Below are 11,168 nucleotides of genomic sequence, written 5' to 3'. Positions count from 1 at the left end.
CAGACGGTGGGATGGATTGCGTTATAGTTGCAGCCTGGGTTTGAGTAGCCAGCCGAAGTGTCCGGACGCCATGCGCTCCCGTCGACTGCTTGCACCTCACGGCAGCAACTCGTTCGGCCGGAGGCCTGGTAACCGTGATGGAAAAGTTCCTCGACCTGCCCGATCCAATGCGGGAGCGCACCGACGGCTGTGCCACTGACTTTCGCACCACCACCTGCGTCACGCCCGACAGGACCGTCGTGCGTATCTACGGTGAGATCGACATCTCCATCAGCGCCGCGCTCCGCACGGCGCTGATCGCCGGCCTTGACCGGCACCCACCGATCCTGGTGATCGACCTCGACGGCGTGTCGTTCCTCGACGCCCACGGCCTGGGAATCCTGGTCAGCGCTGCGAACCAGGCGGACCGGGCCGGTATCCCGATCACCGTTGTCGGCGCCCGGCCTCATATCTTCCGCCTGTTCACTCTGACCAACCTGGTCAACCGGCTGGATGTACACGCCACGCCGACACCGATCCCCTCGACGACCCACCCAGGTCGTGGACGGCGAGTCCACCCGGTAGCAAGCAGCGACGTCACCAGCCCCCTCGGCCGTCGGCTGTCCTCTGCGTCGATCGCCGGACGGGATGAGCCAGTTCCCCTTTAACCGCCCCTACAGTGGGAAAGGAGAGGGGCGCCGAGCACTGTGCCAAAAAACAGGCTGGCATCTGGTCCGACCCTCCCTTCACGTGAGCCGCATGTGAACATGCAGAAAGGAGGGTCGGTATGCCACGCCCATTTTCAGCCCGATGGTCTGCCGAGAAGACGGCGGCGAACCCCACCCGCGTTCCCGGTGCCGTGTCGAGGCCGTTCGTGCCGTTGGACGCGGACCCGTGGGTGCGTGAGCCCGTTCAGGTCGGCCCGGTAGTCCGACGGGGACAGCTACTCCGGGTTCGTTGATCCGTAGTCGTGGTGGGTGCGTCATCGCCAGCCTCCCCGGAGGCTGCGCCTGTCCGTATCCGACGGATGATGGAGAGGTGACGGCGATATATGCCCGGCGAGGTTCCGAGGGGCTGATGCGTGTGGCTGTCAAGCGGTCACATCATGATCAACATCTAGAGCCTCTGACACGGTGCGACACGAGGCCGCAGTGCGCCGTGAGGCGCTGAGAACCGAAGGAGGTGCAAGGCCTTCTCGCTGGGCTGTCGCAGCAGCCTGGTAGGAGCTGAGCGCAGTCTGACCCGGGAGACGCCGGGAAGGGCGGGAGCAGCACTGACAAAGCCGGGACGCCTCGGGACTGCCAGACGGGGCGGGTCCGGCGAGCGAGATCAGACGGTATACGAGAGGAACCAGTGGTAAAGCTCCGTAAGCGTGTCACCGGCTCAAATCTGGTGGATACGGGCCGGGGTGCAGCGCGGGACTGCCCGGAATGGGTGGGCGGGGTCAAATGGTCGTAGCGACGCTCCGATAGGATGATCGGATAACACCGAGAGGATGGGCGGATGCTGCGCGCCGAGTTCGCCGGCCGGGTGAACCGGGCCTCGACGCGTGGGCATTTCTGGTCCCCTCCTACTTCGCCGCCTCGGCTGGCGGAGCGCCCATCGCGGCGTTGCGCGAGTACATCGAAGGGCAGCGGCGGCCAGCACCGATGCGCTGACCCCGCCCTAAACGGCGGGGCTTGCGCGCTACGTCTCCCGGGTCAACATCGGGCAAACTGAGCCCATGGCAGAGTGGGACGCGCTGTGGTGCACGGTGGTCGGGATCGGAGCCGACGGGTGGCGGGGACTGTCGGCGACCGCGCGGCAGGCGGTGTGTTCCGCGGACGTGGTGGTGGGCAACAGTCGTCAGCTGCGACTCCTCGATGACACGGTGACCGCGAGAAGGGTGGAGTGGCCATCACCACTCCTGCCGGCGTTGCCCAGGCTGCTGGACGAGCACAAGCACCTCCGCCTCGCCGTGTTGGCGAGTGGCGATCCGATGTTCTTCGGGATCGGCTCGGCGCTGGTCGGTCTGCTGGGGCCGGAGAGGGTGCGGGTGCTGCCCACGCTGTCGTCGGTGTCGCTGGCGTGCGCTCGCCTGGGGTGGCCGGTACAGGATGTCGAAATCGTCAGCACCGTCGGGCGCCCGCTGGCGGTGCTGCATCCCGCGGTCCAGCCGGGTCGTCGGGTCCTGGTGCTGGCGGCGGAGCCGGACCTGGCCGACGCGGTGTGTGCGCTGCTGGTAGGGCGGGGCTTCGGGCCGAGTACCGTGACCGCGCTGACCCGGCTGGGGGGCCCGGATGAGCGGCTTGTGTCCGGTGTCGCACAGGAATGGACGGGCACCGCTCATGATCCACTGGCGATCGTCGCAATCGAATGCCGTGCCGGGGCAGGGGCTGTCCTGCTGGCCCGGTCCCCCGGTCTGCCCGACGAGGCGTTCGAGCATGACGGACAGATCACCAAGTGGGAGGTCCGAGCGATGGTGCTCGCCGCCCTGATGCCGGTCCCCGGGCGGCTGCTGTGGGATGTCGGAGCCGGGTCGGGCAGCGTGGGGATCGAGTGGATGCGTAGTCATCCGGCCTGTCGCGCGGTCGCGGTCGAGCCGCGGGAAGATCGCCGCTCGCGGATCTCCCGCAATGCCGAGCAGCTGGGGGTGCCCGCGTTGCGGGTGGTGGCAGGCCGCGCGCCGGAGGCGTTGGCTGGTCTGCCCGCACCGGACGCGGTGTTCATCGGCGGAGGCATCACCGAAGGCGGCGTGGTCGAGGCGTGCATGGCCGCCCTCGCTCCGGGCGGGCGCCTGGTCGCCAACGCCGTGACGGTGGAGTCGGAGGCGACGTTGGCGGGCTGGCACGCCAAGGTGGGCGGCACCCTGACCCGGATCGGGATCCAGCGGGCCGGGCCGGTCGGTGGCTTCACGGGATGGCGGCCCGCGATGCCGGTGACGCAGTGGAGCTGGTGGGAGGAACGAGGATGACGATCCATTTCATCGGTGCGGGGCCGGGTGCCGCGGATCTGCTGACGGTGCGCGCACAGCGCCTGCTGGCATCCTCACCGGTGTGCCTGTACGCGGGCAGCCTGGTGCCGGAGGACGTCCTTGCCCTCTGTCCGGCCGGCGCGCGGCTGGTGGACACCGCCGAGCTGACCGTGGACGAGATCGTGGCCGAGCTCATCGCCGCGGACCGGGCCGGGCTCGATGTCGCCCGCCTGTGCTCGGGAGATCCGTCGATTTTCAGCGCGGTCGCCGAGCAGGCGCTCCGGCTGGACGCCGCCGGTGTGCCCTATGACATCACTCCGGGTGTGCCGGCGTTCGCCGCCGCCGCGGCGGCGCTGGGGCGGGAGCTGACGGTGCCCCGTGTCGGGCAGACGGTCATCCTGACCCGTACCGCGGCACGGGCGACACCGATGCCCGAGGGTGAGGATCTGGCCACCCTCGGCTCTTCGGGCGCGACCCTGGTGGTGCACCTGTCGGTACAGCGGATCGACGCCGTGGTGGCGGACCTGCTGCCCCGCTACGGCCCGGACTGCCCCGTGGCGGTGGTGGCCTACGCGAGCCGGGCCGACGAGGTCGTGCTGCGGGGCAGTCTCGGTGAGATCGCGGAGGCCGTCCGCGCGGCCGGCATCCGGCGGACGGCGGTGATCGTGGTGGGGCGGGTGCTGGCGACGGAGGGATTCCACGACAGCCACCTGTACTCCGCGGCTCGCCAGCGGGCCAGGGCCGGTTCCTGAGGGCCGGTTCCCACAGGACTCGCTCAGGACTCGTCAGGAGGTCTCGCGGCGGACCAGGTAGGTGTCCATGATCCAGCCGTGGCGTTCACGCAGTTCCCGCTTGGTCCGGGCGATCTCCTCGGCGACGTCGCCCAGCGGCCCGGAGCGCAGTTCCTCCTCCGGTGTGCCGAGGTAGGCGCCCCAGTAGATGTGCAGGCCGGGGTCGTCGAGGTCGGCGGCGGCGAGCCCGGCGTCAAGCATGATCACCACGTTGTCCAGGCCGTCGGGCAGGCCTTGGGCGAGACGGCGGCCGGTGGTGATGTGGATGGGTTCGCCGATGCGGTTGAGCGGAATGCGGTGGCGGGCGGCGAGGGCCTGCACGCTGGTGATGCCGGGGATGACCTGGTAGGTGAACTCCACCTGGCCGCGGGCGAGGATGCGGTCGATGACGCGCAGGGTGCTGTCGTACAGCGCCGGGTCGCCCCAGACGAGGAAGGCTCCGCGGCCGTCATCGGTGAGGTGGGTGCTGATCGCGGCCTCGAACAGTTCCGCGCGGCGCTCGTGCCAGTCCTCGACGGCTCCGGTGTAGGCCTCGGCCTGGCGGTCCCGGGGTGGTTCGGGGATCCGGACCACCTGGTAGTCCCTGTCGCGGATGTAACGGTCGCAGATCTCCCGCCGCAGGGCGAGCAGGCTGTCCTTCTCGTCACCCTTGTCGACGACGAAGAAGACGTCCGTGACGTTGAGGGCGTTGATGGCCTGGATCGTGATGTACTCCGGGTCGCCGGCGCCGATTCCGATCACAAGGATCTCCCGCATGCCTGCCGCCTTCCTTGTCGCCGCAGGGCCGCCGCAGGCGCACGGCCGTCGTTAGGGTCGTGGCGTGAGGGTACTGATCCTGGGCGGTACCGCCGAGGCCCGCGCGCTCGCCGACGCCTTACACGGCCGGGACGGTTGCCGGGTGATCTCGTCGCTGGCGGGCCGGATCAGCCGGCCCACGCTGCCGCGGGGTGAGGTCCGCGTCGGTGGGTTCGGCGGGGTCGATGGGCTGGTGGGCTACTTGCGCGCCGCTGCCGTCGACGTGCTGGTGGACGCGACCCACCCGTTCGCGGCGATCATGTCCGAGCACGCGGCACAGGCCGCCGCGGTGACCGGGACCCGCCTGCTCGCGTTGCGTCGACCAGGGTGGTCGGCTCGTACGGGTGACCGATGGCTCCACGTGCCCGACATCACGCAGGCGGCGCGGGCGGCGGCGGGTCTTCCCGGGCCTGGATGCGTGTTCGTCACCACGGGCCGGCGAGGTCTGGACGCCTACGCCGACGACAGCCGGCACGGCTACCTCATCCGCACGGTCGACCCGCCCACCGAGGCACTGCCGGCGCGGCACACCGTGGTGCTGGACCGGGGTCCCTACACCGTCGAGGGTGAGACGGCACTGATGACCGAGCACGGGGTGATCGCGCTGGTGACCAAGAACAGCGGCGGACCGCTGACCGCGGCCAAACTCACCGTGGCGCGCCACCTGTCCATCCCCGTGATCATGATTGATCCGCCTGTCCCACCGGCCGGTGTCCGTTGGGCCGCCACAGCGGCGGAGATCGTCAGTCTGCTGGATAACGGCGCGGGGTGAAGACTCGGGGACGACCGTCCGGGCCGGTCCCGACCTGGGTCTGCGACGATCCGACGATCACCAGGCAGCGCATGTCGATCGAGCCGGTGTCGAGATCCGCCAGCGTGGTGACCCAGACAGCCTGCTCCGCGGTGCCGACAGCCCGGCCGACAATCACCGGGGTGCCGGCGTCGCGGTGGCGCAGCAGCAGGTCACGGGCCTCGTCGAGCTGGTGGCGCCGCGCCCGGGACGCCGGGTTGTAGATCGCGATCACCAGATCGGCGCGGGCCAGGGCCTCCAGCCGCCGGCCGATCACCGCCCACGGCTTGAGGCGGTCGGACAGCGAGATGGTGGCGAAGTCGTGGCCGAGGGGCGCGCCGACGGCGGCGGCGACCGCCTGCGCGGCGGTGATGCCGGGAAGGACAGCGACCGCCACGGTGGTGTAGCGGGGCTGGGCGGCGGCCTCCAGCACAGCACTCGCCATCGCGAAGACCCCGGGGTCGCCGGAGGAGACGACCGCGACCCGATGGCCCCGGCAGGCAAGGTCGAGCGCGAACTCGGCGCGTTCGGCCTCGACCCGGTTGTCGGAGGCGTGCCGCTGCTGCCGCGGGTTGGCCGGAACCCGTTCGATGTACGGGCCGTAGCCGACGAGGTGCTCCGCGGCCGACAGTGCCGCATGGGCCTGCGGAGTCAGCCAGTCCCGGCCGCCCGGACCCAGCCCCACCACGTCGACCCGCCCGGTGCGCGCGCCCGGGGCGCCGGCAGCGACCGGATCCGGCGCGGCGGAGCCAGCACCCGCCGGCGCCGTGGAGAGCGTGGAGACCGCGGAGACCGCGGAGACCGTGGATGCCGATCTGGCGGGTGCTGGTGCGGATGCCTGGGCCCCGGGCACCACCACCATCGCCATGTAGGGAACTTTGCCCGAACTCACCTCGTCCAGCGGGAGCATCCGCTGGACGGTGGTGGAGGCCCGTTCCACGTAGTAGGCGTCATCGAGGCGGCCTGCCTGCCTCACCGCATCGCGGATGTCCGCGAAGTGGCGGCTGACCTTGAGGATGGCCGCCGCATCGGTGTCCCGCAGGCGGCGGGCGAGCTCGCTGCCCGGCAGCGTGCCGGGCAGCACGGTCAGCACCTCGTCGCCCTCGACCAGCGGGACACCCGTCGCGGACGCGGCTGCGCTGACCGAGGTGACCCCCGGCACGATCACGGCGTCGAACCGGCTGGCAAGACGTTTGTGCATGTGCATGTAGGAGCTGAAGAACAGCGGGTCGCCCTCGGCGAGCAGCACCACGTCACGGCCGGCGTCGAGATGAGCCGCGAGCCGGTCGGCCGCCTGGGTGTAGAAATCGGCCATCGCACCCGCGTAGCCGCCGGGATGGCCGGTGGTCTCGGTGGTGACCGGGTAGACCAGCTGCTCCTCGATCTGCCCCGCCCGCAGGTAAGGCTCGGCGATCGCCCGCGCGATCGAGCGGCCGTGCCGCGCGCTGTGGTAAGCGACCACATCGGCCGCGGCGATCAGCCGAGCGGCCTTCACCGTCACCAGCTCCGGGTCCCCCGGCCCGAGCCCGACCCCGTAGAGGGTGCCCCGGGCCCCGCCGTCCCGCCGGTTCGTGCTCGTGGCGTCCAGCGTGCTCACTCCGCCTCACTCGCGATCGCGTTCACCGCGGAGACGGCCAACGCGCTGCCCCCGCGCCGGCCGTGCACGGTCAGGAACGGCAGGCCGCTGTCGGCGAGCGCGCGCTTGGACTCGGCGGCACCGATGAAGCCCACCGGCAGGCCGAGGATCGCGGCCGGCCGGGGCGCGCCATCGGCGATCAGTTCCAGCAGCCGGAACAGGGTCGTCGGCGCGTTGCCGATCGCGACGACCGCGCCGTCCAGGTACTCGCCCCACAGCTCCGCCGCCGCGGCCGAGCGGGTGGTGCCGGCCGCGGCGGCCAGCCCGGCCGTCCGGGGGTCCCGCAGCGTACAGATGACCGGATTGTCCGCTGGCAGGCGGGACCGGGTGATGCCGCTGGCCACCATCTGCGCGTCGCACAGGATCGCGGCGCCCGCGCGCAGCGCGGCCCGCGCCGCGGCCACGGCACCCGGTGCGTAGTCCACGTCGCGGATGAGATCGACCATGCCACAGGCGTGGATCATGCGGACCACGACCTGCGCCACGTCGGTGGGAAACGGTGACAGGTCCGCTTCGGCCCGGATCGTGGCGAACGAACGCCGGTAGATCTCCGCTCCGTCGCGGATGTAGTCAGTCGTCACTGAACACGTACCCCTCATCGGTCGCGATGACGTCGATCCGCGTGTCCGCCGGCCGGCCGCAGCGCCGCCGGCAGCCGCTGAAGTGTGCGTGCCGGCCAGGCCAGCGTCCCGCGGCGGCAGCGGCATCGGTCTGGACGTCGGCCAGCGCGCTGGTGCAGCCGGGTGTGCCGGTGCAGGCCGAGAGCCAGTACCACGGCGACGTGTCGTCCACACCGAGCCCGAGGTCCGCCGCTGCCGCGGCGAACTCCTCAGGGTCGGGCAGGTCAGGCAGCACGATGCCGCGCCAGGGCGTCACCCGCAGCCCGCGGGGGCCGGCGTGCCGCGCCAGCAGGGTGGCCTGGGCGGATGACAGCCGCCCGAGCGGGGCCAGCGCCACCAGCGCTGTTCCTCCGTCGATCTGCTCCACCAGCCCGGCGGGACGCAGCCGCGGGGGTAGCACGTCCCGGCCCGCCGGGACCTCGAATCCGCCGGGTGCCAGGGCGCGACGCGCGACCACGCTGATCCCGCCGGTCAGCTCGGCGACCCGCCACGCCGCGCTGTTCTGGACCGCCCGCTCGGCCAGGAACGACTCCGCGAAGGCGAGTGCGGTCGGAACCACAGCCGCCCGGGGCACTGAGAACCCGCACACCGACGCCGTCCGGGCCGTGAGGACGAGGGTGATGTCCGGGTGTAAGGACGCGATGTCACCGCGCCCGTCGTCGACGCCGAACAGGAACCGCCCTGGCAGGTCCGCCAGGCCCGGTCGCGCGCACAGCTCGGTATCCAGCTCGGCGACCACCGCGGCGAGATCAGTCGGGCTGTCCAGCCCCGCCAGCGGACTGGCCATGATGTTACGCACCCGTTCGTGCGTCACGGACGGGAGCAGCCCGGCATCGGCGAGCCGGGCCGCCGACAGCGCCACCTCGTGTTCGGCCAGGGCACGTACCTGCACATTGGCCCGGGTGGTGAGTTCCAGCCGGGGGTCGCCACCGGCGGCGGCCACGGCCACGAGGGTGAGCAGCTGCTCCGCCGACAGGAAGCCGCCCGGCAGCCGGACCCGGGCGAGCAAGCCATCGGCGGCCTGATGCGCGCGCAGGGCACCGGGGCACCGGTCGGGCAGCACCCGCGCGGGGGTCGGGTCGCCGGTCACAGCCGCGAGTGTACGGAGCGGACCCTCGCCGAGGCGTCCGATATGGCAGCCTTACCAGTGCCGATCGCGACGCCGGGTTTCAGGAAGCTGGTGCGAGTCCAGCGCGGTCCCGCCACTGTCGCCGCCGCCCGCCTGCCGGGTGGTGGGAGCCAGGAACTGTCCGGCGTCGCGGCACCCGCCGAACCGGAGCGCGGACTCCGGGCGAGGAGTCGTCGTGATCCTGCTGCTGTCCACGTCTGACACAGATCTGCTCTCCGCCAGGGCCAGCGGTGCCGACTACCGGCTGGCCAACCCCGCCCGCGTCGAGGTCGCCGCCCTGCCCGCCCTGCTCACCGGCGTCTCGATCGTCGTGGTGCGGATCCTCGGTGGCCGGCGGGCCTGGGCGGACGGGCTGAACGCGGTGCTGGCCACCGGCCTGCCAGTCCTCGTCCTCGGTGGTGAGCAGGCACCGGACGCGGAGCTGATGGAGTCCTCGACCGTGCCGGGCGGCATCGTGGCGGAGGCGCATGCCTACCTCGCCCACGGGGGCCCGGCGAACCTGCGCAACCTGTACGCGTTCCTGTCGGACGCGATCCTGCTCACCGGTCTCGGCTTCGCGCCACCGGCGGCGACTCCGCTGTGGGGCCGGCCGCAGCTCCTGGAGGAGCCAGCGCGACGGACGCAGCGACCGCGGGCCGACGACGGCCCCCCGCGGATCGCGGTGCTGTACTACCGGGCCCACGAGGTCGCCGGGAACACCGGGTTCGTCCGCGTCCTGTGCGACGAGATCGAACGTGCGGGCGGCCTGCCGGTACCGGTCTTCTGCTCGTCGTTGCGCGGGGCGCCGCCCGAGCTGCTGGTCACGCTGCGCCAGGCCGACGCGCTCGTCGTCACGGTGCTGGCCGCGGGCGGCTCGACCCCCGCGGCGGCCAGTGCCGGCGGCGACGACGAGCAGTGGGATGTCGGCGCGCTCGCCGCACTCGATGTGCCCATCCTGCAGGCCCTGTGCCTGACCGGTTCCCGGGATCAGTGGCAGGCGGGCAGCGACGGCGCGAGCCCGCTGGACACCGCGACCCAGATCGCGATCCCGGAGTTCGACGGCCGGATCATCACCGTGCCGTTCTCGTTCAAGGAGGTCGACACCGACGGCCTGACCAGCTACGTCGCCGATCCGGAACGGGCCGCGCGGGTCGCGGGTATCGCGGTGCGCCACGCCCGGCTGCGGCGGATCCCGCCCGCGCGGCGCCGCGTCGTGCTGATGCTGTCGGCGTATCCGACCAAGCACTCCCGCATCGGCAACGCGGTCGGCCTGGACACCCCGGCCTCGATGGTGCGGCTGCTCGCCGCGCTGCGCGACGCCGGCTACGACATCGGCCCGGCCGACGGCCCGGACGCCCTGCCAGGGGTGGCCGCGGCCGACGGCGACGCGCTGATCCACGCGCTGATCGCCGCGGGAGGGCAGGACCAGGCCTGGCTGACCGAGGAACAGCTGGCCCGCAACCCGATCCGGATCAGCACGGCCCGCTACCGGCGGCATTTCGACGCGCTGCCCGCCGACCTGCGGGAGGCGATGACTCGGCACTGGGGGCCGCCACCGGGTGAGCTGTTCGTCGACCGCTCCCGCGACCCGGACGGCGAGATCGTCCTCGCCGCGCTGCGGGCCGGCAACGTCGTGGTCATGGTGCAGCCGCCCCGCGGCTTCGGCGAGAACCCGATCGCGATCTTCCACGACCCCGGCCTGCCGCCCAGCCACCACTACCTGGCCGCCTACCGCTGGCTGGCCGACGAGTTCGGCGCCCATGCCATCGTCCAGGTCGGCAAGCACGGCAACCTGGAGTGGCTGCCCGGCAAGAACGCGGCGCTGTCCGCCTCCTGCGGGCCGGACGCCGCACTCGGCGACCTGCCCCTGATCTACCCGTTTCTGATCAACGACCCGGGTGAGGGCACCCAGGCCAAGCGGCGCGCCCACGCCACCCTCGTCGGGCATCTCGTGCCGCCGATGGCCCGCGCCGACAGCTACGGCGACATCGCCCGCCTGGAGCAGCTGCTCGACGAGCACAGCCAGATCGCCGCGATGGACCCGGCGAAGCTGCCCGCGATCCGCGCCCAGATCTGGACCCTGTTGCAGGCCGCCAAGCTCGACCACGACCTCGGCCTGGCCGACCGTCCGCACGACAGCGAGTTCGACGAGCTGCTCCTGCACGTCGACGGCTGGCTGTGCGAGATCAAGGATGCCCAGATCCGCGACGGCCTGCACGTCCTCGGCGTCACGCCGACCGGGCCGGCCCGGATCAACCTGGTGGTGGCGATGCTGCGGGCCCGCCAGATGTGGGCCGGCGACGCCCGTGCCCTGCCCGGCCTGCGCGAGGCGCTCGGCCTGCCCGACCACGCCGCCGGGGAGCGGGCCGGCCGGGTCGAGACCGACGCGGTCGAGGAGATCGCGCGGGCCCTGGTCACCGCGATGGAGCATCGGGGCTGGGATCCGGCCGAGGTCCCGGCGGCCGTCGCCGCGGTCGCGGCGGCCGGGAGCAGCGC

Annotated in this window: 9 protein-coding genes, 1 pseudogene and 1 riboswitch; of the genes and pseudogenes, 6 read left to right on the top strand and 4 right to left on the bottom strand. The window is 72.1% G+C overall.

Annotated features, from left to right (window positions below; genetic code table 11):
• Nucleotides 1-137: 137 nt before the first annotated feature.
• From MJ785_RS13795 to cobM, 4 genes and pseudogenes are all read left to right on the top strand, one after another.
• Complete coding sequence (locus tag MJ785_RS13795; RefSeq protein WP_239311915.1) at nt 138-647, top strand: STAS domain-containing protein; 510 nt, start codon at nt 138-140, stop codon at nt 645-647.
• An 832-nt stretch (nt 648-1,479) separates the two neighbouring features.
• Nucleotides 1,480-1,637: pseudogene (locus tag MJ785_RS13790) on the top strand (transposase); the annotation flags it as partial.
• A gap of 65 nt (nt 1,638-1,702) precedes the next feature.
• Entirely contained in the window at nt 1,703-2,932 is a 1,230-nt protein-coding gene (gene cbiE / locus MJ785_RS13785) for a precorrin-6y C5,15-methyltransferase (decarboxylating) subunit CbiE (RefSeq protein WP_239311906.1), read from the top strand.
• Entirely contained in the window at nt 2,929-3,684 is a 756-nt protein-coding gene (gene cobM, locus MJ785_RS13780) for a precorrin-4 C(11)-methyltransferase (RefSeq protein ID WP_239311908.1), read from the top strand. Before cbiE ends, cobM begins: the two co-directional genes overlap by 4 nt.
• Nucleotides 3,685-3,717: 33 nt before the next feature.
• On the opposite strand, the gene cobF is transcribed toward cobM, so the two are convergent.
• The gene (gene cobF, locus MJ785_RS13775) at nt 3,718-4,479 is read right to left on the bottom strand and encodes a precorrin-6A synthase (deacetylating) (protein WP_239311911.1); all 762 of its coding nucleotides are present in this window, start codon (nt 4,477-4,479) and stop codon (nt 3,718-3,720) included.
• A gap of 64 nt (nt 4,480-4,543) precedes the next feature.
• Here cobF and MJ785_RS13770 point away from each other — a divergent pair, with 64 nt between their 5' ends.
• A complete protein-coding gene (locus MJ785_RS13770) occupies nt 4,544-5,290 on the top strand; it encodes a cobalt-precorrin-6A reductase (protein ID WP_239381229.1) in 747 nt (248 codons plus the stop codon).
• Here the strand turns inward: MJ785_RS13770 and MJ785_RS13765 are convergent.
• From MJ785_RS13765 to MJ785_RS13755, 3 genes are read right to left on the bottom strand one after another with little or no spacing between them, the layout of a single operon-like run.
• Nucleotides 5,262-6,905 (bottom strand): precorrin-2 C(20)-methyltransferase, encoded by a 1,644-nt coding sequence (locus MJ785_RS13765; RefSeq protein WP_239381227.1) that lies wholly within the window; start codon nt 6,903-6,905, stop codon nt 5,262-5,264. The genes MJ785_RS13770 and MJ785_RS13765 overlap by 29 nt on opposite strands.
• Complete coding sequence (locus MJ785_RS13760) at nt 6,902-7,525, bottom strand: precorrin-8X methylmutase (protein ID WP_239311914.1); 624 nt, start codon at nt 7,523-7,525, stop codon at nt 6,902-6,904. The genes MJ785_RS13765 and MJ785_RS13760 overlap by 4 nt, the downstream gene beginning before the upstream one ends.
• Nucleotides 7,515-8,654 (bottom strand): nitrite reductase, encoded by a 1,140-nt coding sequence (locus MJ785_RS13755; protein WP_239346645.1) that lies wholly within the window; start codon nt 8,652-8,654, stop codon nt 7,515-7,517. The genes MJ785_RS13760 and MJ785_RS13755 overlap by 11 nt, the downstream gene beginning before the upstream one ends.
• Before the next feature lie 38 nt (nt 8,655-8,692).
• Nucleotides 8,693-8,834: riboswitch (cobalamin riboswitch) on the top strand.
• Between the two features lie 34 nt (nt 8,835-8,868).
• Between MJ785_RS13755 and MJ785_RS13750 the strand changes: the two genes are divergently transcribed.
• Nucleotides 8,869-11,168, top strand: a 2,300-nt coding sequence (locus MJ785_RS13750) for a cobaltochelatase subunit CobN (protein ID WP_239381225.1), incomplete at its 3' end; no start/stop codon positions are given.

Origin of the sequence: Protofrankia sp. CiT1 (genome assembly GCF_917627335.1) — a bacterium.
Lineage (GTDB): Bacteria > Actinomycetota > Actinomycetes > Frankiales > Frankiaceae > Protofrankia.
Note: the sequence above shows the minus strand (reverse complement) of the source record. Positions and strands in the feature narration are given on the sequence as shown.

Bases quoted from the DNA above. Each gene is read 5' to 3' on its own strand.
- MJ785_RS13795 (WP_239311915.1), top strand. From the start codon at position 138: ATGGAAAAGTTCCTCGACCTGCCCGATCCAATGCGGGAGCGCACCGAC.
- cbiE (WP_239311906.1), top strand. From the start codon at position 1,703: ATGGCAGAGTGGGACGCGCTGTGGTGCACGGTGGTCGGGATCGGAGCC.
- cobM (WP_239311908.1), top strand. From the start codon at position 2,929: ATGACGATCCATTTCATCGGTGCGGGGCCGGGTGCCGCGGATCTGCTG.
- cobF (WP_239311911.1), bottom strand. From the start codon at position 4,479: ATGCGGGAGATCCTTGTGATCGGAATCGGCGCCGGCGACCCGGAGTAC.